General features: G+C 70.6%; 23 protein-coding genes and 1 riboswitch. Of the genes, 18 read left to right on the forward strand and 5 right to left on the reverse strand.

Translation table 11 applies throughout. The features are described from left to right. Positions 1-8: 8 nt before the first annotated feature. Positions 9-434 (forward strand): hypothetical protein, encoded by a 426-nt coding sequence (locus ACFPZ3_RS35440; protein ID WP_379518677.1) that lies wholly within the window; start codon positions 9-11, stop codon positions 432-434. Here the strand turns inward: ACFPZ3_RS35440 and ACFPZ3_RS35445 are convergent. After that, entirely contained in the window at positions 431-1,468 is a 1,038-nt protein-coding gene (locus ACFPZ3_RS35445; protein WP_379518678.1) for a LacI family DNA-binding transcriptional regulator, read from the reverse strand. The two genes, ACFPZ3_RS35440 and ACFPZ3_RS35445, sit on opposite strands and share 4 nt — an antisense overlap. Before the next feature lie 100 nt (positions 1,469-1,568). Between ACFPZ3_RS35445 and ACFPZ3_RS35450 the strand changes: the two genes are divergently transcribed. From ACFPZ3_RS35450 to ACFPZ3_RS35470, 5 genes are read left to right on the forward strand one after another with little or no spacing between them, the layout of a single operon-like run. Then, positions 1,569-2,798 carry an amino acid ABC transporter substrate-binding protein gene (locus ACFPZ3_RS35450; RefSeq protein WP_379518679.1) on the forward strand — a complete coding sequence of 410 codons (1,230 nt, stop codon included), beginning with the start codon at positions 1,569-1,571 and terminating at the stop codon, positions 2,796-2,798. Beyond that, positions 2,792-3,673: a branched-chain amino acid ABC transporter permease gene (locus ACFPZ3_RS35455; protein ID WP_379518680.1), complete on the forward strand. Its 882-nt coding sequence runs from the start codon at positions 2,792-2,794 to the stop codon at positions 3,671-3,673. Before ACFPZ3_RS35450 ends, ACFPZ3_RS35455 begins: the two co-directional genes overlap by 7 nt. Beyond that, positions 3,657-4,646, forward strand: coding sequence for a branched-chain amino acid ABC transporter permease (locus ACFPZ3_RS35460; RefSeq protein WP_379518681.1), 990 nt, complete (start codon positions 3,657-3,659; stop codon positions 4,644-4,646). The genes ACFPZ3_RS35455 and ACFPZ3_RS35460 overlap by 17 nt, the downstream gene beginning before the upstream one ends. After that, positions 4,643-5,374: an ABC transporter ATP-binding protein gene (locus tag ACFPZ3_RS35465; protein WP_379518682.1), complete on the forward strand. Its 732-nt coding sequence runs from the start codon at positions 4,643-4,645 to the stop codon at positions 5,372-5,374. Before ACFPZ3_RS35460 ends, ACFPZ3_RS35465 begins: the two co-directional genes overlap by 4 nt. Continuing rightward, on the forward strand, positions 5,367-6,098 hold the full coding sequence (locus ACFPZ3_RS35470) for an ABC transporter ATP-binding protein (RefSeq protein ID WP_379518683.1): 732 nt from the start codon (positions 5,367-5,369) through the stop codon (positions 6,096-6,098). The genes ACFPZ3_RS35465 and ACFPZ3_RS35470 overlap by 8 nt, the downstream gene beginning before the upstream one ends. Here ACFPZ3_RS35470 and cydB read toward each other — a convergent pair. Next, the gene (gene cydB, locus ACFPZ3_RS35475) at positions 6,071-6,961 is read right to left on the reverse strand and encodes a cytochrome d ubiquinol oxidase subunit II (RefSeq protein WP_379518684.1); all 891 of its coding nucleotides are present in this window, start codon (positions 6,959-6,961) and stop codon (positions 6,071-6,073) included. The genes ACFPZ3_RS35470 and cydB overlap by 28 nt on opposite strands. 10 nt (positions 6,962-6,971) lie before the next feature. Next, complete coding sequence (locus ACFPZ3_RS35480) at positions 6,972-8,315, reverse strand: cytochrome ubiquinol oxidase subunit I (protein WP_379518685.1); 1,344 nt, start codon at positions 8,313-8,315, stop codon at positions 6,972-6,974. 237 nt (positions 8,316-8,552) lie between these two features. On the opposite strand from ACFPZ3_RS35480, the gene ACFPZ3_RS35485 reads away from it, so the two are divergent. From ACFPZ3_RS35485 to ACFPZ3_RS35500, 4 genes are read left to right on the forward strand one after another with little or no spacing between them, the layout of a single operon-like run. Beyond that, on the forward strand, positions 8,553-9,179 hold the full coding sequence (locus tag ACFPZ3_RS35485; RefSeq protein ID WP_379518686.1) for an SRPBCC family protein: 627 nt from the start codon (positions 8,553-8,555) through the stop codon (positions 9,177-9,179). 56 nt (positions 9,180-9,235) lie between these two features. Continuing rightward, positions 9,236-10,132, forward strand: coding sequence for a hypothetical protein (locus tag ACFPZ3_RS35490; RefSeq protein ID WP_379518687.1), 897 nt, complete (start codon positions 9,236-9,238; stop codon positions 10,130-10,132). Between the two features lie 35 nt (positions 10,133-10,167). Then, positions 10,168-10,839 carry a DsbA family oxidoreductase gene (locus ACFPZ3_RS35495; protein ID WP_379518688.1) on the forward strand — a complete coding sequence of 224 codons (672 nt, stop codon included), beginning with the start codon at positions 10,168-10,170 and terminating at the stop codon, positions 10,837-10,839. 26 nt (positions 10,840-10,865) lie between these two features. After that, complete coding sequence (locus ACFPZ3_RS35500; protein WP_379518689.1) at positions 10,866-11,285, forward strand: MarR family winged helix-turn-helix transcriptional regulator; 420 nt, start codon at positions 10,866-10,868, stop codon at positions 11,283-11,285. Positions 11,286-11,349: 64 nt separating this feature from the next. Here the strand turns inward: ACFPZ3_RS35500 and ACFPZ3_RS35505 are convergent, their stop codons facing one another. Further along, a complete protein-coding gene (locus ACFPZ3_RS35505; RefSeq protein ID WP_379518690.1) occupies positions 11,350-11,985 on the reverse strand; it encodes a thymidine kinase in 636 nt (211 codons plus the stop codon). A 104-nt stretch (positions 11,986-12,089) separates the two neighbouring features. Between ACFPZ3_RS35505 and ACFPZ3_RS35510 the strand changes: the two genes are divergently transcribed. The 4 genes from ACFPZ3_RS35510 to ACFPZ3_RS35525 are packed head-to-tail and all read left to right on the forward strand — an operon-like array spanning position 12,090 to position 16,606. After that, entirely contained in the window at positions 12,090-12,464 is a 375-nt protein-coding gene (locus ACFPZ3_RS35510) for a hypothetical protein (RefSeq protein ID WP_379518691.1), read from the forward strand. Between the two features lie 6 nt (positions 12,465-12,470). Further along, a complete protein-coding gene (locus tag ACFPZ3_RS35515; protein ID WP_379518692.1) occupies positions 12,471-14,471 on the forward strand; it encodes a hydantoinase/oxoprolinase family protein in 2,001 nt (666 codons plus the stop codon). Further along, on the forward strand, positions 14,464-16,311 hold the full coding sequence (locus ACFPZ3_RS35520) for a hydantoinase B/oxoprolinase family protein (RefSeq protein ID WP_379518693.1): 1,848 nt from the start codon (positions 14,464-14,466) through the stop codon (positions 16,309-16,311). The genes ACFPZ3_RS35515 and ACFPZ3_RS35520 overlap by 8 nt, the downstream gene beginning before the upstream one ends. A gap of 7 nt (positions 16,312-16,318) precedes the next feature. Further along, complete coding sequence (locus ACFPZ3_RS35525; RefSeq protein ID WP_379518694.1) at positions 16,319-16,606, forward strand: hypothetical protein; 288 nt, start codon at positions 16,319-16,321, stop codon at positions 16,604-16,606. Positions 16,607-16,817: 211 nt separating this feature from the next. Here ACFPZ3_RS35525 and ACFPZ3_RS35530 read toward each other — a convergent pair whose 3' ends face one another. Continuing rightward, positions 16,818-17,687 (reverse strand): NAD(P)-dependent oxidoreductase, encoded by an 870-nt coding sequence (locus tag ACFPZ3_RS35530; RefSeq protein WP_379518695.1) that lies wholly within the window; start codon positions 17,685-17,687, stop codon positions 16,818-16,820. 95 nt (positions 17,688-17,782) lie between these two features. Next, positions 17,783-17,896: riboswitch (guanidine-I (ykkC/yxkD leader) on the forward strand. Positions 17,897-17,948: 52 nt separating this feature from the next. On the opposite strand from ACFPZ3_RS35530, the gene ACFPZ3_RS35535 reads away from it, so the two are divergent. From ACFPZ3_RS35535 to ACFPZ3_RS35550, 4 genes are read left to right on the forward strand one after another with little or no spacing between them, the layout of a single operon-like run. Beyond that, positions 17,949-19,088 (forward strand): agmatinase family protein, encoded by a 1,140-nt coding sequence (locus ACFPZ3_RS35535; protein WP_379518696.1) that lies wholly within the window; start codon positions 17,949-17,951, stop codon positions 19,086-19,088. After that, positions 19,085-20,056 (forward strand): ABC transporter substrate-binding protein, encoded by a 972-nt coding sequence (locus tag ACFPZ3_RS35540; RefSeq protein ID WP_379518697.1) that lies wholly within the window; start codon positions 19,085-19,087, stop codon positions 20,054-20,056. Before ACFPZ3_RS35535 ends, ACFPZ3_RS35540 begins: the two co-directional genes overlap by 4 nt. Then, positions 20,053-20,997, forward strand: coding sequence for an ABC transporter permease (locus ACFPZ3_RS35545; RefSeq protein ID WP_379518698.1), 945 nt, complete (start codon positions 20,053-20,055; stop codon positions 20,995-20,997). Before ACFPZ3_RS35540 ends, ACFPZ3_RS35545 begins: the two co-directional genes overlap by 4 nt. Continuing rightward, entirely contained in the window at positions 20,994-21,749 is a 756-nt protein-coding gene (locus ACFPZ3_RS35550; RefSeq protein WP_379518699.1) for an ABC transporter ATP-binding protein, read from the forward strand. The genes ACFPZ3_RS35545 and ACFPZ3_RS35550 overlap by 4 nt, the downstream gene beginning before the upstream one ends. The last annotated feature ends 4 nt before the right edge of the window (positions 21,750-21,753 follow it).

The raw sequence follows: 21,753 nt of genomic DNA on the forward strand, positions 1-21,753 counted from the left end.
CTCCGCACATGACGACATTTCCACGTCTGGCCGCTCTCGCGCTGCTGGCCGGGCTGGTCGCCGGCTGCTCTTCAAGCGCTGGCTGGAGCGAGTACGCCGCAGCAGGCAAGGCGCAGCCCGCCACCGCCCCCATCCTCACCGTCGAGCAGCTCTCCGCCAAGGTGGGGTGCAAGCCACGCATTCAGGTCAACGCCGACGAGCTTCGTACGGCGTACTGCAAGACCCCGGACGGCGAGTTCTTCGTCACGACGTTCAAGAACCAGGCCGGCAAGGACGCCTGGATGGACGCCGCGCCCGAGTACAACCCGCACCTGGTCGGCAACCTGTGGACCGTCCTGTCCAGCAGGAAGGTGCTCGACCTGCTCAAGGAGCGGCTCGGCGGCGACCTCCACCTCACCGACCACCGGACGAAGAAGATGCAGGTCGTCGGTTAGGCCGGTGGGGCCGTGGAGGCGCGGACGATCAGTTCGTGACGGGTGCGGTGGCGGCGGGGACGCGCGGCCGGTGGTTTGAGCACCAGTTCCAGGGCCTGTCTGCCCATGCCGACCATCGGCAGCCGGACCGTGGTGAGCGCCGGGTAGACATCCTGGGCCACCGGCACGTCGTCGAACCCGGCCACCGAGATCTCCTCAGGCACCCGCCGCCCATGGTTGAGCAGCCAGGACAGAGCGCCCACCGCCATGGGGTCGTTCAGGGCGACCACCGCGGTCAGCTCCGGGTGCGCCGCCATCAGCCGGGCCGTCGCCGCCGCCCCGCCCTCCCGGGTGAAGTCCCCGTGCTCCACGGGGACCGAGGGCCAGTCGAGCCCGGCGGCCCCGTACGCCTGCCGCAGCCCCGCCAGCCGGTCCTCCACCGTGGTCAGGTTGGCCGGGCCGCCGACCACGCCCAGGCGGCGGTGGCCCAGGTCGAGCAGGTGGCGCATGAGCGTGACGCCGCCGGCGGCGTTGTCGGGCAGGACCGCGTCCACCGGCAGGTGGTGGCGGCCGATCACCGCGACCCGCCCGCCCATGGCGGTGAACGAGCGTAGTTCGGCCGCGATCTCGGTCTCGGTGCGCGCCTCGACGTAACCGGAGCCCGCCAGCACGATCGAGGTCACCCGGTGGGCGCGCAACGCCCGGATCCTGGCCAGCTCGGCGCGCGGGTCACGTGAGGTCTGGCTGATCAGCGCCAGGTAGCCGCGGCTCTCGGTCTCACGCAGCACGCCACGGGCGATCTCGCCGAAATAGGGGTCGCCCACGTCGTGCACGATCAGCCCGACCATGGACGCCTGCCCGCCGGCCAGCGCCCGGGCGTGGCTGTTGGGCACGTAGCCCACCTGGGACGCGATCGCCTGCACGTGCGCCGCGACCTCGGCGCTGACCCCCGCGCTGCCGGTCATGGACCGCGAGGCCGTCGCCAGCGACACGCCGGCGGCCTTGGCCACGTCGACCAGGCGGGGTGGAGAAGGCGGGGAAGGTCGCTCCGTCATGCGTGCGCACCCCCTTGTCCGGGGCTGAATCCCGTGTAATCGTAACCGAAAGCGCTTACGAAAGCGCTTTCGCTCGCCTCTTCTGACGGGGGTCTCCTCGATGGCAAGAGTTAGCAAGGGTCTGACGATCATCTCCATCTGCGCATTAGGGCTGACCGCGTGCGCGAAGACCGACGAACCCGGCGCGTCCCAGGCGCCGGGGCAGCAGCAGGGGCCGGTGAAGATCGGCATCTCGCTCCCGCTCACCGGCGACTTCTCCGAGCCGGGCAAGGGCATCCAGGAGGGCTACCGGGTCTGGGCGGACCGGGTGAACGCCAAGGGCGGCCTGCTCGGCAGGAAGGTCGAGCTGATCTTCCGTGACGACGCCTCCGACCCCAACCGGGTCAGCTCCGACTACGAGTCCCTCATCACGCAGGACAAGGTCAACCTGGTCTTCGGGCCGTTCTCCTCGCGCCTGGTGATCCCGGCGGCGAAGGTCGCGGAGTCGTACGACATGGTGTTCGTCGAGCCCGCGGGGGCCGCCGCGGAGGTCTTCGAGCAGGGCTTCAAGCGGCTGTTCTACGCGGCCCCGGCGATCGCCGACGACCACTACAACTACCTGGCCGACTACCTCACGAAGCTGCCGGCCGACCAGCGGCCGAAGACGGCGGCGTACGCGAGCCTGGACGACCCGTTCGCCCAGGGCACCGCGTACGGGCTGCGCGACAAACTGGCCGCGGCCGGGATCAAGACGGTCGTGGACGAGGTGTACCCGCCGGAGACCACCGACTTCTCCCCGATCGCCGCCAAGATCGCCGCCGCGAAGCCGGATCTGGTCGTGGGCGGCACCCAGTTCGAGGACTCGGTCGGCCTGGTGCGGGCGCTGCAGGAGCTGAAGGTGCAGCCGAAGCTGGCGGCGTTCTCGACCGGGCCGACGCTGGCGGAGTTCCCCGCCGCGGTGAAGGGGGCGGCCGAGCACATCGTCTCGCCGGTCGGCTGGTCGGAGACCGCCACGTTCACCGGCAACCAGGAGATGGTCAAGCGCTACAAGGAGATGTTCGGCAGCGAGGCCAACGAGGACGCGGCGAACGGCTACACGGTCGGCCAGATCGTCGAGACCGCCGTGAACGCCGTCAAATGCGTGGACCCCGCCAAGGAGTGCCAGGACAGGCTGACCGAGCACATCAGGCAGGGCACGTTCGACACGATCGTGGGACCGTTGTCGTTCGACGAGAAGGGACGCCCCGAGCAGGCGCACATGATCCAGCAGTACGTCAACGGCAAGATCGAGATCGTCCTCCCCGAGCAGGCGAAGACGGCCGGCATCGTCTACCCGAAGAAACCATGGTGAGCCTGCTCCTGCAGGGGCTGGCCCTGGGCGTGCTGACCGGCGGGCTCTACGCGCTGCTGGCCTCGGGCCTGTCGCTGTACTTCGGTGTGATGCGGGTGGTCATGGTGGCGCACCCGGCGTTCCTGTTCCTGGCCGCGTACCTGACCTACACCGTGCACACCGCGCTCGGCGTGGACCCGTTCCTGGCGCTGCCGATCACCGTGCCGCTGTTCTTCGTGCTGGGCGTGGCGGTGCAGCGGCTGCTGGTCGCCCGGCTCGCGCCGGAGAACCTGGCGATGATGTCGGTGTTGCTGACGTTCGGGATCGCGCTGACCATCGAGGGACTGCTCGGGACGTTCTACACCGGCTCCTACAAGTCGATCAGCATGGAGTACGCCACCAGGTCGCTGACCATCGCCGGCGTGCACCTTCCCTACGACAAGATCATCGCCTTCTGCGTGGCCGCGCTCACCCTCGCCGTGTTGTTCGCGGTGCTGGTCAGGAGCAAGTTCGGGCAGGCGCTGCGGGCCACGATCCAGCATCGCGAGGCCGCCAGGCTGGTCGGCGTCCAGACCGAGCGCGTGGCCGGGTACGGCTTCGGCGTGGGCCTGGCCACCGCCGCCGTGGGCGGCACGGTGCTGGCGCTGATCACGCCGTTCTTCCCCGCCTCCCACTGGGTGTGGATCGGCAAGCTCATGGCGATCATCGTGGTCGGCGGGCTGGGCAGCGTGGTGGGCGCGGCGCTGGCGGCCGTCCTGCTCGGCGTGGTCGAGGGCCTCGTGCTGGTGACCGTGGACGCCACCTGGGCCACCATGATGTTCTACGTCTTCCTCTTCCTGGCCCTGCTCGTGCGTCCCCAGGGGATCTTCGGAGGCCGCCTTGCGCATCGCTTCTAGAGGACTCCCGCTGCTGGTCGCCGCGCTCGCGATCGCCTATCCGTGGCTGGTGCCCAACTACTACCTGGTGTACGCGGGCGCGCTGACCGTCATGTACGCCGCCATGTCCACCTCCTGGAACCTCCTGGGCGGTTTCACCGGCTACGTCTCCCTCGGCCACTCGGCGTTCTTCGGCCTCGGCGCGTACGGCACCGGGCTGCTCGTCGTGCGCCTGGGCGTCCCCTGGGTCGTGGCGCTGCTGCTCTCGGCGCTGCTCGTCACGGTGTTCGCCATCGGCGTCGGCATCGCCGCGGTACGGGTGCGCGGCGCCTCCTTCGTGATCGTCTCCATCGCGCTCGTGTCCATGATGAACCTCGTCGTCCAGGGCTGGCGCTCCCTGACCGGCGGCTCCACCGGCCTGCAGGTGCCCACGCCCTTCCCCGATCTGCACCGGGGCCAGACGCACATGGTGTTCTTCTACCTGTTCCTGGCGCTGCTCGCGATCGCGCTGCTGGCCTGGTGGTACGTCTCCCGCTCCCGCTTCGGCGCGGGCCTTCGGGCGATCAGGGAGGATGAGGACAAGGCGGAGTCGCTGGGCGTGCCCACGGGGGCGTACAAGGTGGCGGCCTTCGCCCTGTCCGCCCTGTTCGTGGCGCTGGCCGGCGGGCTCTACGCGCTCTGGTTCGGCAGCCTCGACCCGATCTTCGTCTTCTCGATCCTGATCAGTTCGTACATGGTGCTCATGAGCCTGCTCGGCGGCGTCAGGCACCTGTACGGGCCGCTGCTCGGCGCGCTCATCGTGGCCCCGGCGGGGGAGTACTTCCTCATCGCCCTCGGCGAGACGCAGATCCACCTGACCGCGACGGGCCTGGTGCTCGTGCTGGTCGTGTTGTTCATGCCGGACGGCATCCTCGCCCGTCTCACCAGGAAACGGACGGGCCCCTCGATCCCGGACGAGAGCGCCGGTCAAAGACTCCAGGGAGTGGCCCGATGAGCTCGTTGCGCACGGAGGGGCTGACCAAGTCGTTCGGCGGCGTGCTGGCCGTCGACGACGTCACCGTCGAGCTGCGCGACGGGGCGATCAACGGCCTGATCGGGCCGAACGGCTCGGGCAAGACCACCTTCTTCAACCTCGTCACCGGGCTGATCAGACCGGACTCCGGCCGGGTGCTCTACCGCGACCGCGAGATCACCCGGCATTCGCCGCACCGGATCGCGCATGCAGGGCTGGGCCGTACCTTCCAGCTCTGCCGGGTCTTCCCGCGCCTGAGCGTGCTGGAGAACATGCTGGTCGCGGTCCGGCGTACCCGGCTGCGCGAGCTGCTGGCCGGGCTGCGCGACGCGGGCGAGGTCGAGCGGGCCCGCCGCTGGCTGCGCCGCATGGGCATCGAGCATCTGGAGGAGGCCGAGGCCCGCGACCTGTCCTACGGCCAGCGCAAGCTCCTCGAACTGGCCGCCGTGCTCATGGCCGAGCCGGACCTGGTGCTGCTGGACGAGCCGGCCGGCGGGGTCAACCCGGCGCTGATCGACGCGATCGTGACCCTCGTACGCGAGCTCAACGCCGAGGGCCGCACCTTTCTCGTCGTCGAGCACAACATGGACATGGTGATGGGCATGTGCGACCACGTGATCGTCTTCGACCGCGGCGCGCCGATCGCCGAGGGCCCGCCGTCGCTGGTGCGGGAGGACCCGCGGGTGCTGGAGGCGTATCTCGGTGTCTGAGCTCGTCCTTTCCCTGGAAGACCTCGTCGCCGGGTACGGCAGGGCGGCGCCCGTGCTGCGCGGCCTGTCCGTCACCGTCCGCGCCGGCGAGGTCGTCTGCCTGGTCGGCCCGAACGGCGCCGGCAAGTCCACCGCGCTCAGGGTCGCCAGCGGCCTGCTCGCGCCCAGGTCCGGCCGGGTGCTGCTGGCCGGCCGCGAAGTGACGGGCCTGTCTCCGCAGCGCCTGCTCGGCCTGGGCCTGGCCCACGTGCTGCAGGGGCACAGCGTCTTCCGCGAGATGACGGTGGCGGAGAACGTCCGGCTCGGCGGGTTCACCGTCCGAGACCAGGCTCGGCTGAACGCGCGGATCGAGGTGGTCAAGGAGTTGTTCCCCGTCGTGCGCGAGCGGTGGGGGAGCCTGGCGGGGCTGCTGTCGGGCGGGCAGCAGAAGCAGGTCGAGTTCGCGCGGGCCCTCATGCTGGAGCCGTCCGTGGTGCTGCTCGACGAGCCCTCGATGGGTCTCGACCCCCGCAACACGCAGGTGGTCTTCGACCAGATCGACCTCATGCGCAGGACGGGGGTCGCGGTGCTGCTGGTGGAGCAGAACGCGCGCAGGGCCCTGGAGATGGCTGACCTCGGCTGCGTCCTGGACCTCGGCCGCGTGCACATCTCCGGCCCCGCCCGCGCCCTGGCCGCCGACCCCCGCCTGGGCCGCCTCTACCTCGGCGGCGCCCCCGCGACCTGAACGCGCTTCCTGAACACCCAGTACGTCCAGCCCTGGTAGACCAGGACGAACGGGAGCGTGATCAGGCCGATCCAGCTCAGCATGGTCAGCGTGTACGACCCCGAGGCCGCCTCCGCCAGGGTGAGACCGGGCAGGGGCCGCAGGCGCAGCTCCATGAACAGGGCCAGGGTGGTCAGGACGATGGCGCCGGCCGTGGCGGTGAAGGCCCAGCCCTCCCTGCGGCGCCAGATCAGCGCCGTGGCGGCGGCGAGCGCGGCCATGGCCGCCAGGGCGGGGGCCGTGCCCAGGGCCGAGAGGGCGAGGACGGCGATCGGGATGGTCACCGCGCCGGCCGCCAGGGCGATGGTGCGGGCGCGGCGGCGTAGCGGGCCGGTGGTCTTCAGCGCCAGGAAGACCGCGCCGTGCAGGGCGCAGAGCGCCAGGGAGAACGCGCCGCCGAGCAGGGCCGCGGGCGCGCTGTCGTACAGGAGGTCGGTGAAGACGGCCCCCCAGAGGAACGCCGGGAGCGCGCTGCCCGTCACGATGCCCAGATCGCACCAGAACGGGTTGGCCACCTTGCCCCGCCACTCCAGTCCCACGCCGCGCACGATCAGGCCCGCCAGGATGAGCGTCACGGGCAGGTAGAACGCGCTGAACACGCCCGCGTACCAGGCAGGGAACGCGGCGAACATGGCCCCGACCGCGGTGATCAGCCACACCTCGTTGCCGTCCCACACCGGGCCGATGGTCTCCAGGCCGGCGCGCTGCTCGGCGGCGTTCCTGCTCACCAGCGGCGTCAGCATGCCGACGCCGAAGTCGAAGCCCTCCAGGACGAAGTAGCCGGTCCAGAGGAAGGCGATGATGGCGAACCACAATTCGATCATGGTCTGCTCCTCAGTACATCAGGGACGGTTCGAGCCGCTCGGACTCCGTGGCCGGGGCCTGTTCCTCGACGCCCTTGCGGACGTGCCTGGTCAGCAGCACGGTCTCGGCGACGGCCAGCACGCCGTACAGGAGGGTGAAGATCGTCAGTGAGGTGGCCACCTCGGCCAGGGTCACGCCCGGCGACACGCTGGAGGCCGTGAGGAGTTCGCCCGCGACCGTCCACGGCTGGCGGCCGATCTCGCTGAGCAGCCAGCCGGAGATGATCGCGATCAGCGGCAGCGGCAGCGCGAGCAGCAGCGCCCGCGAGAACCAGGCGGGGAAAGGCCGCCTGCGGCGGGTCAGCCAGAGGCCCAGCACCGACAGGCCCACCGTGGCCATGCCGAAGACGATCATCACCCGGAACGACCAGAAGACGATCGTCTGGTCCGGGCGGTAGTCGCCGGGGCCGAACTGCTGCTCGAAGCGGCGTTGCAGGTCCTCGGTGCCCTGGACGGTGGCGCCGGGGTCGTGGGTGGCCAGGAAGCTGAGCACGTTCGGGATCTCGATGCCCGGCGCGACGCTGAACGGGGCGCCGGCCGTGTCGCGCTCCAGGCCCTCGGCGGAGGCCAGCTTCATGGGCTGCTGCTCGAACAGCAGTCTGGCGGAGGTGTCGCCGGTGCCCGCGACGACCGCCCCCGCGATGGCCGTCATCACCAGCGCCGCGCGGGCGGCGCTCCGCCACATGCCCGCACGCGTCTTCAGCAGCCAGAAGCCGCTCACCGCCAGCACGAAGCCGCCCGCCACGATGAACGCCGCCCCGATCACGTGCGGGACCTGGGCCACCGCCGTGGAGTTGGTCAGCACCGCCCACAGGTCGGTCATCCTGGCCTTGCCGTCCACGACCTCGTACCCGACCGGGTGCTTCATCCAGGCGTTGGCCGCCAGGATGAAATAGGCCGACAGATTGGATCCGATGGCCGCGGCCCAGATGCACGCCAGGTGCACCTTCTTCGGCAGCCGGTCCCAGCCGAAGATCCACAGGCCCAGGAACGTGGACTCCATGAAGAAGGCCAGCAGCGCCTCCATGGCCAGCGGCGCCCCGAAGACGTCACCGACGAAGACGGAGTACTCGCTCCAGTTCATCCCGAACTGGAACTCCTGCACGATGCCGGTGACCACGCCCATGGCGAAGTTGATCAGGAACAGCTTCCCGAAGAACTTCGTGAGCTTCAGGTACTGCTCCTTGCCCGTGCGGTGCCAGGCCGTCTGGAGGCCCGCCACGAAGATCCCGAGACCGATGGTCAAGGGCACGAACAGAAAGTGGTACACGGTGGTCACCCCGAACTGCCACCGCGCCAGGTCTAGTGCGTCCATTCTCCCCGCCGACTCCCGTGAGCTCTACACGCCGTAGTACATCTACTCGTAGTAGTACTACAAGCTGTAGAGCAATGGGGTGCGACCTTGGTCACATCCCCGTTGTCCTGGTTTGCTGAGCTTCGAGAGTGCCGTGCGGGGGCCGGTCGGCGCGTCATCCGCCGGGCTGATGGTCCCGTACGCCACAGGGGTGATTTCGCTCTGGCAGGTGGGGTCCCGGCTGCTTAGAGTGGCGGCATGAAACTGGCGGGCAGCGCGGTGATCGGCGTGGACAGGGACCGGGTGTGGGCGGCGCTCCAGGACCCGGCGGTGCTGGTGCGCACCATCCCGGGGTGCGAGCGGCTGGAGGAGACCGCGCCGGACACCTACCGGATGACGGTCAACGCGGGAGTGGCCTCCATCAAGGGCGTCTACCAGGGGGAGGTGGCGCTGGCCGAGCCGCTGGCGCCGGAGAGCTTCACGATCAGGGCGCGGGGGCAGGGCGCGCCGGGGACCGTGGACGCCACCGTGCTCGTACGGCTCAGCGAGATCGACGGCGGCACCCGCGTGGAGTACGACGCGGAGGCCGTGATCGGGGGGATGATCGGCGGGGTCGGCCAGCGGATGCTGGGGTCGGCGGCCAAGCGCACGGCGGGGGAGTTCTTCTCCGCCGTCGAAGAACATCTGCGGGCGCCCGAGCCCGAGCCCGAACCCGCCGTCTCCGCCGAGGCGGCTCCCGCCGGCGTGTACGAGCGCCCGTCCAGGCCGCACACCGAGACACGCCCATGGGTGATGCTGGCGGCGTTCGGCATGGGAGCGGGGATCGCGCTCACCGGAGTCACGGTGGGCTGGCTGCTGGGGCGGGGATCGCGCCGCCGCGCCTGAGGTTGGTCACGTCCTGGACTCTCGCGGAAAAGGATCTCCCGGCGTAGCGTGGCGGTATGCGGCAGGCACACGCTGAAGACGCACGGACCGAGGCCAGGCGAGTCGTACGCAACCTGCTCGGCGAAGAGCGCCCGACGGCTGAGACGCTGGTCGGCGACGTGCGGCCGGTGCTGGGCGACGAGCGCACCGAGCGCATGCTGGAGCTGGCCCTCGGCGCGCAGCTCACCAGGCGCTCCGCCGAGCTGGCCGCCATCGCCGCGCTCCTGGTCGGCACCAGAGAGCTGGGCGTGGAGTGGTGGGCCAGGTCCAGGGGCGGCAAGTTGCCACCGCCCGACGAGGTGGTGCGCACGGCCGTCGCGATCGAGCCGTGGACCGACCTGACCGCACTGGAGATGCTGGCGGCCTGGATCTCCGACGACGCCGCCGACCAGCTCTGGGGCGCCTCCGTCGCGCAGGTCGACCTCAACTCCTGGCAGGCCGAGGACCGCTTCGACCTGCCGTCCGGTGTCAAGCCGGGGCAGCGGCTGGTCGTGCACTTCGACGCGGGAGGGCGGCTCGACGCGGTCGTCACCCGGCGGGCCGACGAGGACCTCGGCTCCAACCTCGACTTCCAGTCCCTGCGTTACGCGCGGCCCGCCGAGGCGCAGTGGAGCTGGGGAGTGGCGGCCGGGCTCGGGCCGCACCCGCTGCCGGGGGAGGACCCCGACCCCTATGCCCGCGAGGTGCCCTCCGACGCCGCCGGCATCCTGCGGGCGTGGGCGATGCGTCACGGTGTCTCCCGTGAGCAGCTCGGCGAGCGGTGGGAGACGGTCGGCGACGTGGTGGCGGCCATCGAGCGGGTGGACTGGATGTGGCGCAGCGGGGAGTGGTTCGGGTGGTGGCGGGGGGCCTCCGCGCTGGTGGACGATTCGGCGTATCTGCCGTACCGGCTGGAGGAACTGGCGGCCGGGTAGGAATCAGCACCGGCCGGGCGGGGTTGTCTCCGGACATGAAGGTCGAGATATTTTCGGATGTCGTGTGCCCTTGGTGTTATATCGGGCACGTTCGGTTTGCCAAGGCTGCTGAGCAGTTCCGGGCCAAGGGCGGCACCATCGAGGTGACGATGCGGCCCTACCAGCTCAATCCCGACGCCCCGTCCGATGGTGAGCCGCTGATCCCGGCGCTGGAGCGCAAGTTCGGGCCGAACGCGCGGCAGATGGTCGAGCGGGTCATCGGCGCCGCCACGGACGAGGGGCTGGAGCTGGACTACGACAAGGCGGTCAACGCCGCCACGTTCGAGGCGCACCGGCTCATCGAGGTCGCCACCCGGCAGGGGCTGGGCAAGGAGATGGCCGGGCGGCTCTTCCGCGCGTATTTCACCGAGGGCCGCAACGTGGCCGACCCGGCCGTGCTGGGCGAGCTGGCCTCCGAGGTGGGCGTGCGGGACTCGGGGGAGGGGGCCGAGGAGGTGCGCGAGCAGCTCGCCAGGGCACGCTCGCTCGGCATCAGCGGGGTGCCGCTCTTCCTGTTCGAGGGGAAGTACGCCGTGTCGGGCGCCCAGCCGCTGGACGCCTTCGCCGCCGCCATCGACGAGGTGGCCGAGCGCACCGGGGAGACGCCGATCACCCAGCTGGCCGCTCCCGGCGACGGGTGCGACGACGACGGGTTCTGCGCGGTCTGACTCCGCGCGGATGGGAGAATCGCAGGGTGTCGACACGTCGCCTGGTTCACCTGTTCAAGCATGCCGGACTGCGCCTGTCGGAGCTGACGGAGCCGGGGCTGGAGCCGTACGGGATCGATGGGCGTGAGTTCGGCGTGCTGTCGGTGCTGAACACGCCCGAGCCGCTGTCCCAGCTCGAAGCAGCCCAGCGCCTGCGCATCGACCGGACGACCATGGTCGCCATGGTGGACGCGCTGGAGGGCAAGGGGCTCGTGGGGCGCCGGCCGCACCCGGGCGACCGGCGCAAGAACATGGTGGAGCTGACCGAGCGCGGCCGCGAGACGCTGAGCGCGGCCACGCGGGTCATGGACGAGGCGGAGGAGGCGTTCCTGGCGCCGCTCCCCGCCGACGACGCCCAGCTGCTCAGAGACGCCCTGAGCCGCCTGGTCCCGCCCTCAGGCGGCTGAGCGCCTGGCCCTGCCCTCAGGCGGCCTCACTCTCAGGCGGCCTCACTCTCAGGTGGCCTCGTCCTCAGGCGGCGGAGCCCTCGTCCTCGTCCGAGGGGCGGCCCTCGCTGAGCAGCCCCGAGCGGTGATGGCGGCGGCAGAGCACCTGATAGCGGACGTGCGCGGCGTCGGTGTCGCCGATCACCACCTGCTCCCCCGTACGCGCCATCGCCCCGTCCACCACCCTGGCGTTGAGCAGCCCCGGCCGCCCGCACCAGCACAGCACCTCGACCTGCATCCGGTACACCTCGTCGGCCAGCTCGAACAGCCGCTGCGCTGCCGGGAACATCACCGACCTGAAGTCCGAGGCCAGCCCGAACGCGTAGACGTCCACGCCGTGCTCGTCCACCAGGTCGGCGAGCTGCTCGATCTGCTCGACGGCGTAGAAGCAGGCCTCGTCGCAGATGAGGTAGTCGACGCGGTCGTGCGCGGTGACCAGCCGGACGAGGTCGAGCGAGTCCACGACCTCGATCGCCTCCAGCCCGAGCCCTATCCGGCTGGTGATCTTGGGTCCGCCGGAGCGGTCGTGCTTGGTGAGCACCAGCCCCCGGCGGCCCTGCCGTCCGTGGTTGTAGTTCAGCTGGAGTGCCAGTGTGGACTTCCCGCAATCCATGGGGCCGAAGTAGAACTTCAGTACGGCATCCCTGGTGCCAGAGGGCACGGCAGACAAGGCAGACAGATCGGTCACGGCCCGCCAGCCTAGCGGCTTGGCTTGTTCCATGACCTCGTGGGACATTTCTCCCCTGGAGTTAACGGGAGGAATCTGTGGTCACCGACAAACCACCACCATCGCTCGACGCGATGATGACGCAGGACGACCTCACGGCCGCCCAGGCCGACGCCACGCGCTGGCGCTATGGTTTCCTCGTCGTCGTGGCGGGCATCGTCGCGGTCCTGGTCGCCTTCGGCGCGGCCGTCTTCGCGACCAGGGATTTCGCACCGCTGTTCGCCGGTGTGGCCGGGGTGATCGGTACCATCATCGGGGCTTACTTCGGGGTTCAGGCGGGGCAATCCGGAAAGGCCAGGGTCGAGGCCGAATTGGCCAGGTCCCAGGAGATGGTGGTGCGCCTGGCCGCGTACGTCGGCACAGACAACGCGCCCCGAGTCATCGACGAAGTGCTCGGCCGGCGCCGGAGCTGAGGAGCCATGCGTAGCGTGCGTATCGGAGTGGACACCGGGGGTACATTCACCGACATCGTGGCGGTGGACGAAGAGTCCGGTGAGATCCTCACCACGAAGACCCCCTCGACCCCCGCGAACCCGGCAGACGGGTTCCTCGCGGGCATCGAGAAGCTGGGCCGGCTCGACGCCGGCTCCATCGTGCACGGCACCACGGTGGCCACGAACCAGCTGCTGGAGGACAGGATCGAGGACCTCGGGTTCATCACGACCGAGGGCTTCGAGTACATCCTGGAGATCGCCAGGCAGAGCGTGCCCGAGGGCTACGGCAACTCCTACTTCTGGGTCAAGCCGCCCAGGATCGTGCCCGTGCACCTGGTCAAGACCGTCGAGGGGCGGCTCGACCACCTGGGCAAGGAGGTGTGGTCGTTCTCGGAGGAGCAGGCCGTCGAGGTGGCCCGCTGGTTCCGCGCCAAGGGGATCACCGCGATCGGGGTCTGCTTCCTGCACTCCTACGCCAACCCCGAGCACGAGCGCCGCATGCGCGAGGTGTTGTGGCGCGAGCACCCGGAGGCGGTGATCTCGCTGTCGAGCGACGTGCTGCGTGAATACCGCGAGTACGAGCGCTCGATCACCACCCTGGTCGACGCCGCCGTCAAGCCGGCCATGCGCGGCTACATGGCGAACCTGTCCACCAGGCTCGGCAGGCAGTTCTCCGTCATGAAGTCCAACGGCGGCGTCCTGTCCGCCCGTGAGGTCGTCAACCAGCCCATCACCACGGTCCTGTCGGGCCCGGCGGCGGGCGCGCTCGGCGCGGCCCTCATCGCCTCCACGGCGGGCCACCAGTCGGTGATCACGCTGGACGGCGGCGGCACCTCGACCGACGTGGCCGTGGTGATCGACGGCGAGCCCTCCATCACCACCGAGGGCTCCGTCGGCCGCTACCCGTGCAAGATCCCGATGATCGACATCATCACGGTCGGCGCGGGCGGCGGCTCGGTCGCGTGGATCTCGCCGGAGGGCACGCTCAAGGTCGGTCCCAGGTCCGCCGGCGCCGACCCGGGGCCGCTCTGCTACGGCAAGGGCGGGACCGAGGTGACGGTGACGGACGCGCACGTGTTCCTCGGCCGGATCCCGCCGCATCTGCTCGGCGGGGAGATCCCGCTGGACGCCGAGGCGGCGGGCACCGGCATCCAGGCGCTGGCCGACAAGCTCGGCCTGACGCCCGAGCGCACGGCGACCGGGATCCTGGAGATCAGCGCGTTCAACCAGAGCAACGCGATCAGGCAGCTCACCGTCAAGCGCGGGCTGGACGTGCGGGACTTCCCGCTGGTGACGTTCGGCGGGTCGGGGCCGCTGCTGGCGTGCCGGCTGATCGACATCCTCGGCCTGCCGGCCGTCGTCGTGCCGCGCGACCCGGGCAACGTGTCGGCGTTCGGGCTGCTCACGGTGGACGTCAAGAACGACTACGTGCGTACGTACGTCACCCGCGACCTCTCACTCGGCAAGGCCGTCGAGATCTTCCACGACCTGGAGCATCAGGCGGGTGAGGCCCTCGACCGCGAGGGCTTCGACGACCCGGTCTACCAGCGCAGCGCCGACCTGCGGTACTACGGCCAGGCGTACGAGGTCCGCGTCCCCGCCCCGGCGGGCGAGATCGACGAGGACTGGCAGGCGGAGGTGGTCGCCCGCTTCCACGAGGCCCACGAGAAGGTGTACGGCTACGCCTACCGCGACGACCCCCGCCACGGCGTCGAATGGGTGAACCTGCGCGTCTCGGGCATCGGCCCCATCAACCGCCCGGCCATCCGCCGCCTGGAGAAGGCGGGGGAGGGCGCCACATCGGTCCGTCCCGTGACCTTCGACGAGACCCGCGACACCCCGATCCACCAGCGCGCCGCGCTCGGCCCCGGCGCCTCGGTGAAGGGCCCGGCGGTGATCGAGGAATACGGCTCGACGATCCCCATCCACCCCGGCTTCACCGCCAAGGTGGACGAATACGGAAATGTGGAGATAAGTCGTGACTGATCCCATCCTGGTGGAGATCGTCGAAGGAACGCTGGCCTCCGTCGAGAAGGAGGTCGAGACCGCCATCGCGCGTACGGCCCGCTCGCCGATGATCCGCGACGCCCACGACTTCCGCGCGGGCATCCACGACGCCCGCCTGCGCAAACTCACCGGCCGCTCCTACAGCGCCCTCGTCCAGCCGGTCGTACGCGACTTCCCGATCGAGTCGATGAGACCCGGAGACGTGTACTTCCACAACGACGTCTACCTCTCGGAAGGCGGCATCGGCCACCTGCCCGACCTGTGCGTCACCGTGCCCGTCTTCCACGAGGACTCCGTCGTGGCCTTCGTCCAGGCCTTCGGCCACCACGACGACATCGGCGGAGCCGTGCCCGGCTCCATGCCCTCGCACGCCCGCTCGGTCTTCGAAGAGGGCCTGATGGTGCCGCCGATCAAGTTGTGGGACCAGGGCGTGCCCAACGAGGCCGCGCTGCGCATCATGACCCGCAACTCCCGCATGCCCGACTCCCTGGCCGGCGACCTGGACGCCGAGTGCTCGGCCTGCCTGATGGGCGCGCGGCGGCTGGGTGAGCTGTTCGAGCGGTACGGCAAGCAGGCCGTCGAGGAGTGCTTCGACGCGATCATCGACAAAACCACCGAGACGTTCCGCAGGGAGCTGCTGGCGAAGATCCCCGAGGGGACGTACGTGTGGGAGGACTACGCCGAGCACGACGGCGTGGACGAGCCCCGACTGCACGCCCAGCGCATCACGCTGACCGTGGACCACTCGGCGCTTGAGGGCGGGAGCTCGCGACCGGAGGGCGAGGAGGAGCGCGCGCCCTTGACGATCGACTTCACCGGCACCTCACCGCAGGCCAAGGGCCCGATCAACCACGCGGGCGACTACGCCGACGGGGTGTTCCTGAAGAAGTGGCTGGCCCCCGTGCTGCGCAACCTGGCCGACACGCCGGAGCGCATGGCTGAGCTGGACGTCAACGAGGGCGTCGTGCCGCTCATCAAGATGGTCTTCCCCGAGAAGGGCACCCTGCTCACCCCGGTCTTCCCCGCCCCCACCAACGCCCGCACGTTCGTCATCCTGCGCCTGCTCGGCGTCCTGGCGGGCGTCCTGGCCAAGGCCACCGGCGGCCGTATGCCCGCCGACCAGGAGACCATCCGCTACACCGGCGTGCACGGCACCGACGCCGACGGGCAGCCGTACCTGATGCGCGAGGTCCTCGGCGGGGGCTCCGGCGGGCGCTGGTACGCCGACGGCGAGGACACCATCCACGTGGTGCCCGACTCGCGCAACATCCCGGTGGAGTTCGCCGAGGCCCGGTGGCCGTTCCGGGTGGAGCGGCTGGCGCTGGCCTGCGACTCGGGCGGGCCGGGGATGTACCGGGGCGGGCTCGGCTACGACAAGCACATCAGGATGTTGCGGGACACCTCGTACATGTCGATCGCCGACCGCTCCATCCTGTCCTGCTGGGGCGTCAACGGCGGCCTGGCGGGGCGGCCGTTCCGGGTCGAGATCGCGGGCAAGGAGATGGAGGGCCTGGTCGACGACCACCCGGTGCAGGCCGGCGAAGTGATCAGGATCCGCACCACGGGGGGCGGCGGCTGGGGCTCTCCCTACGATCGCGACCCCCGGGCGGTGGCGGCCGACGTGCGGGACGGGAAGGTGTCGATCGCCGGGGCCCTCGGCGACTACGGCGTGGTCCTGGACGGGGACCGCATCGACGAACAGGGCACCGCCGAACTCCGCGCCCGCCTCCGTCCCCCTACCGATCGCTTCTTCGACCGGGGGCCCGGGTACGCCAAGCTGTCGGGTGGGCGGGCTTACGCAGAGGTGGACGAACTGTGAGGAGTGCATGCAAGGCCTGCTCTGGGAATTGGGCGACCACCATGTGACCGATGTGGTCTTCGAGCGACGCGACAGCGAGCTCGATCAGCGTGACCACAAATTGGTCGAGGTGCTCCAAGGCCGCCATGCAATGCCACCCAGATTGCGGCTGGCGTGGTGCAGCCCCATGTTGGAACCGTTGCTGTGGCTACCGGACATCGTAGCGGGAGCGAAAGCTCTTGCTGAGCGTGGTGATCCCAGATTCTGGAGCCAGTTGGAGGCCAACATGCTGGTGCGGGACAAGGAGATCCGCTGACAGCGCGAAGCCCGGGCTCCTGTCAATTCCGGCAGTACACCCGGGCCCACTTCCATCCCCCCCGCAGGAGGGCGGCCTGCTCTCACTGTACCCGGTCGCACACGATTAGTCACCCCGGAAAGCGCAAACCCGGGCTCCCGTCGTCCGGCGGGGCACCCGGGCTCACTTCCACTCCTCCCCGTAGGAAGGCGGCCTAGGGAGAGCGTAGCGTTCAGGGCTTGTCGAAGCTGGCGAAATACGTGGCCGCCATGTCCTCATCCCCGTGCCCCTGCGCCTCGGCCCGCCGGAAGCGCTCCCCTGCGGCGGCCACCAGGTCGAGGCGGACCCCGGCCGACTCCCCGGCCTGGGTGATCAGGCGGGTGTCCTTCTCGGCGTTGCGGACCGTGAAGCTGGGCGTGAAGTCGCCCTCCAGGACGGCCTTCGACTTGAGCTGGAAGTAGGCCGAGTCCATCGGCCCGCCGCTGACCACCTGACGGACCAGGTCGGGGTCGAGTCCGAGGCCGCGGGCCAGGGCGAGCGCCTCGGCGACCACGGCGGTCATCGAGATGCCGAGGCTGACCGTGGCCATCTTGAGCTTGGTGCCGGCCCCGTCCGCGCCGTCCTCGCCGAGCCAGAGCGTACGCTGCCCGAGCGCCCCGAAGACGGGCTCCAGCGCCTGCCTGGCCGCCTGCGGCCCGGCCGCGAGGATGACGAGCTTGCCCTGTTCGGCCGGTTGGCGGGTGCCCTGCACCGGCGCGTCCACGAACGTCAGCCCGTGCGCGCCCGCCAGCGCGGCCAGCCGCCCGGCCGCCTCGACGCCGACCGTGCTCATCTGCGCCCACACCTGCCCGGCCCTGAGCCCGGGGGCGGCGGCGGAGACGGCGTCGTGGACGGCGTCGCCGTCGCTCAGCATGGTGACGATCACGTCCGCGCCCTCGACCGCCTCGGCCGGGGAGCTCGCGACCACGGCCCCGTCGGCCTCCAGGGGCAGGGCCTTGTCCCTGGTGCGGTTCCACACCCTGACCCGCAGGCCGGCCGTGAGGAGATTGCGAGCCATGGGAGCGCCCATGAGCCCCGTTCCGAGGACTGCGACAGAGGTCATGGGGCCATCATAGAAAGCCGGGTAAGCGGACTGGAACAGGGTGTTAATCCGGGAGAAACACCGCGGGAGTCCACTGAGGGAGACTCACCGAGAGCGTGAGGCGCACCTAGGGTTCCGCCGGTTCACGGGTCTGGTCCGAGAGGTGCAGGCGGCCCCACCGCACCCACACCGAGGGGGCCGCTCCACGGCGGGACAAAAGCCCGGGAGGCCAGCCATCAGCCTGGCTGCCTTCCGGCCGGGCGTCGATGATTCGGAGCTCGCATGCACTGGCACCCCCGCAAGCTTCACGACGACTACGGACCCGAGGCCCGCTTCGCGGTGGAACGCGAGGCCGACCTGCCCACCACCGGCTGGGACCGCGAGGTGGCCCGAGGCCTGGAGCTGGGCCTGCCCGGCGCCGACTCCATCGTGGACCGGCGCATCCCTACCTTCTCGCGCGGCGAACTGCCGCACTTCGCCGGGATCAACACCTTCCTCAAGGCCCCGTACGTCGAGGACGTCCGCACGTGCGGCGACTACGACGTGGCCGTGCTCGGCGCGCCCTTCGACGGCGGCACCACGTATCGTCCCGGCACCCGCTTCGGCCCCCAGGGCATCCGCCGCATCTCCGCCCTGTACGGCCCCTACAGCTTCGAGCTGGGCGTGGACCTGCGCGAGTCGATCACCATCGCGGACCTCGGCGACGTCTTCACCATCCCGGCCAACATCGAGAAGACCTTCGACCAGATCTCCAAGGCCGTCTCCCACGTGTACGCCAGCGGCGCCTTCCCCGTCGTCCTCGGCGGCGACCACTCGATCGGTTACCCGACCGTCAGAGGCGTGGCCGAGCACCTGTCGGGGAATCTCGGGATCATCCACTTCGACCGGCACGTGGACACCCAGGAGAGCGACCTGGACGAGCGCATGCACACCACACCCTGGTTCCACGCCACGGATCTGCCGAACGTGCCGCCGTCGAACCTCGTACAGATCGGCATCGGCGGCTGGCAGGCGCCCAGGCCGGGCGTCAAGGTCGGGCGGGAGCGCGGCACCACGATCATGACGGTCACCGACTGCGTCGAGATGGGCATCGAGGCCGCCGCCGAGCGGGCCCTGGAGGTGGCCTGGCGCGGCGCCGAGGCGGTGTGGTTGTCGTTCGACGTGGACTGCCTGGACGCCGCGTTCGTGCCGGGCACCGGGTGGCCGGAGCCGGGCGGGTTCCTGCCGCGGGAGGTGCTGAAGTTCATCCAGATCATCGCCGACGCCGCGCCGCTGGCCGGGATCGAGGTGGTCGAGTGCAGCCCGCCGTACGACAACGCCGAGATCACCTCGCTCATCGCCACCCGAGTCATCTGCGACACGCTGGGCTGCCTGGTCCGCTCCGGGCACCTGCCGTCGAAGCGGAAGGAGGCCGTGTCATGAGACCGCTCGCCGCCGCCCTGCTGCTGTTCCTCCTCCTCTGTACGGCCTGCGGCGGCCAGCCGCCCTCCGCCACCCCCTCCAAGCTCACTCTGGGCTTCTCCGCCTGGCCCGGCTGGTTCCCGTGGCAGGTGGCCCAGGAGAAGGGGTTGTTCGCCAAGAACGGGGTGCAGGTGGAGCTGAAGTACTTCGACAGCTACACCGACAGCCTCACCGCGCTGGCCACCGGCAACATCGACGCCAACAGCCAGACCCTGAACGACACGCTGGCCTCGGTCTCCGGCGGCGCGAAGCAGAGCGTGGTGCTGGTGAACGACAACTCGACCGGCAACGACCAGATCATCGCCAGGCCGGGCATCTCGTCGGTGGCGCAGCTCAAGGGGCGTACGGTCGCGGCCGAGCAGGGCACGGTGGACCACTACCTGCTGCTGCTCGCGCTGCGGAAGGCGGGGCTGAAGCAGGCCGACGTCACGTTCAAGCCGTTGCCGACGGACGCCGCGGCGGCCGCGTTCAAGGCGGGGCAGGTGGACGCCGTCGGGGTCTTCGCGCCGTTCACCACCACCGCGCTGGAGCTGCCCGGGTCCACGACGATCGCCAGCTCCAGGGACTTCCCCGGGGCCATCCCCGACCATCTCGTGGTGACGCGCTCGCTCGCCTCCTCGCGGCCGGAGGCGGTGCGCGGCCTGGTGAAGACCTGGTTCGACACGCTGGCCTGGATCGCGCAGAACCGGGGCGAGGCTCTGACGATCATGGCCAGACGGGCGGGGGTGAGCGAGCGGGCGTACGCCGACTACGACGCGGGGACCACGATCTTCTCGCTGGCCGACAACCGGGAGGCGTTCACCTCGGGCAGCCTGGGACGCCAGGCGGCGGAGATCGCGGCCTTCCTCACGGAGTCTGGCCTGGCCGACACGGCGCCCTCCCTGGACGGGCTCCTCGACCCCCGCTTCATCCAGGGGGTCTCCTCATGACCGCGCTCTCGGACACCGGGCCGGGACAACGGCGGGCAGGGGACCGTGAAGGCTGGCCACCGCTGCCGAAGCGCGCGCCGCGCGGCCAGGACGGCTCAGGCGGGGCCCTGATGCCGGGGCGCCTCGCGCTGGCCGTCCACGTCGCCCGCCTGCTGCGCCGCACGCCGCCCCAGTGGCGCGGCAGGACGCTGCCCGCGAGGACCCGGTGGGCGCTGAGGGCGGCGGCCGTCGTCGTGCCTCTGGGGCTCTGGGCCGTGATCAGCTCCATGGGCCTGGTCGACCCGACGTTCCTCCCGTCCCCGGCCGCCGTGGCCGGCGCGTTCGCCGAGATGGCGTCGAGCGGCCAGCTCCTGTCCGACGCCGCCGCCAGCCTGGCCAGGGTGGCGGCGGGCTTCGGGCTGGCGGTGGCGATCTCGGTGCCGCTGGGGATGGCCATGGGCACGTCCCAGGTCGCCCTGGCGCTGCTCGAACCCGTGATCGGCCTCCTGAGATACCTCCCGGCCTCGGCGTTCATCCCGCTGCTGATCATCTGGCTCGGCCTCGGCGAACCGTCCAAGATCGCGATCCTGGTCATCGGCGTCGTGTTCTTCAACACGCTCATGACGGCCGACGCCGTCCGCGCGGTGCCGGGTGAGCTGCGCAAGGCCGCCGCGACGCTGGGCGCGACGGGCGGGGAGGTGCTGCGGAAGGTCGTGTGGCCGTACGCGCTGCCCGGCATGCTGGACGCGATGCGCGTCAACGCCGCCGCCGCGTGGAACTTCGTGGTGGTCGCCGAGCTCATCGCCGCCGAGTCCGGGCTCGGCTACCGGATCGTACGCGCCCAGCGCTTCCTCCAGACCGACCGTATCTTCGCCGTGCTCGTCGTGATCGGCCTCATCGGCCTGGCCATCGACATCGGGCTGCGCCTGGCCAGGGCCAGGGTGGGGAGGTGGGCGGCGTGACGCTGGTGCTGCGTGAGGTGGCCAAGGAGTACGCGGGCAGCCGCGTGCTCGACGGCGTCGGTCTGGAGGTCGGCCGCGGCGACTTCCTGTGCATCGTGGGCGCCAGCGGTTCCGGGAAGTCCACGCTGCTCAACCTGATCGCCGGCCTGGAGCCGAGCAGTGGCGGCACGATCGAGCTGGACGGCGCCCCGGTGAGGGGACCGGGCCCGGAGCGGGGGCTGGTGTTCCAGTCGGGGGCGTTGTTCCCGTTCCTCACGGTGGCCGGTAACGTCGGTTTCGGCCTGCGCCTGCTGCCCCTGGCGGCGGAGGAGCGGCGGCGCCGGGTCGAGTGGTACCTGTCGGAGGTGGGCCTGCTGCCGCTGGCGGACGCCCTGCCCAAGGAGTTGTCGGGCGGGCAGCGGCAGCGGGTGGCGATCGCCCGCGCGCTGGCCTGCGAGCCTTCCGTGCTGCTGCTCGACGAGCCGTTCGGGGCTCTCGACGTGCAGACGAAGGAGGACATGCAGGTGTTCCTGCACCAGGTCTGGCAGGACACCGGCGCCACCGTGCTCATGGTGACCCATGACGTGGAGGAGGCGGTGCTGCTGGGCCGCCGCGTGATCGTGCTGGCCCCGCATCCCGGCCGGGTGGCGGCCGAGCTGCCGGTCCCGCTGCCCGCGCGCCGGGAGCTCGCGCTCAAGCGCACCCCGGAGTTCCTGGCCCTGCGCGCCCGCGTCGAGGACCTCGTCAGGGGGTACGCGCAGAGCAGTGTCTGAGGAG

Source organism: Nonomuraea insulae (genome assembly GCF_042656245.1).

Bases quoted from the DNA above. Each gene is read 5' to 3' on its own strand.
- ACFPZ3_RS35440 (WP_379518677.1), top strand. From the start codon at position 9: ATGACGACATTTCCACGTCTGGCCGCTCTCGCGCTGCTGGCCGGGCTG.
- ACFPZ3_RS35445 (WP_379518678.1), bottom strand. From the start codon at position 1,468: ATGACGGAGCGACCTTCCCCGCCTTCTCCACCCCGCCTGGTCGACGTG.
- ACFPZ3_RS35450 (WP_379518679.1), top strand. From the start codon at position 1,569: ATGGCAAGAGTTAGCAAGGGTCTGACGATCATCTCCATCTGCGCATTA.
- ACFPZ3_RS35455 (WP_379518680.1), top strand. From the start codon at position 2,792: ATGGTGAGCCTGCTCCTGCAGGGGCTGGCCCTGGGCGTGCTGACCGGC.
- ACFPZ3_RS35465 (WP_379518682.1), top strand. From the start codon at position 4,643: ATGAGCTCGTTGCGCACGGAGGGGCTGACCAAGTCGTTCGGCGGCGTG.
- cydB (WP_379518684.1), bottom strand. From the start codon at position 6,961: ATGATCGAATTGTGGTTCGCCATCATCGCCTTCCTCTGGACCGGCTAC.
- ACFPZ3_RS35480 (WP_379518685.1), bottom strand. From the start codon at position 8,315: ATGGACGCACTAGACCTGGCGCGGTGGCAGTTCGGGGTGACCACCGTG.
- ACFPZ3_RS35485 (WP_379518686.1), top strand. From the start codon at position 8,553: ATGAAACTGGCGGGCAGCGCGGTGATCGGCGTGGACAGGGACCGGGTG.
- ACFPZ3_RS35490 (WP_379518687.1), top strand. From the start codon at position 9,236: ATGCGGCAGGCACACGCTGAAGACGCACGGACCGAGGCCAGGCGAGTC.
- ACFPZ3_RS35495 (WP_379518688.1), top strand. From the start codon at position 10,168: ATGAAGGTCGAGATATTTTCGGATGTCGTGTGCCCTTGGTGTTATATC.
- ACFPZ3_RS35515 (WP_379518692.1), top strand. From the start codon at position 12,471: ATGCGTAGCGTGCGTATCGGAGTGGACACCGGGGGTACATTCACCGAC.
- ACFPZ3_RS35525 (WP_379518694.1), top strand. From the start codon at position 16,319: ATGCAAGGCCTGCTCTGGGAATTGGGCGACCACCATGTGACCGATGTG.
- ACFPZ3_RS35530 (WP_379518695.1), bottom strand. From the start codon at position 17,687: ATGACCTCTGTCGCAGTCCTCGGAACGGGGCTCATGGGCGCTCCCATG.
- ACFPZ3_RS35535 (WP_379518696.1), top strand. From the start codon at position 17,949: ATGCACTGGCACCCCCGCAAGCTTCACGACGACTACGGACCCGAGGCC.
- ACFPZ3_RS35540 (WP_379518697.1), top strand. From the start codon at position 19,085: ATGAGACCGCTCGCCGCCGCCCTGCTGCTGTTCCTCCTCCTCTGTACG.
- ACFPZ3_RS35545 (WP_379518698.1), top strand. From the start codon at position 20,053: ATGACCGCGCTCTCGGACACCGGGCCGGGACAACGGCGGGCAGGGGAC.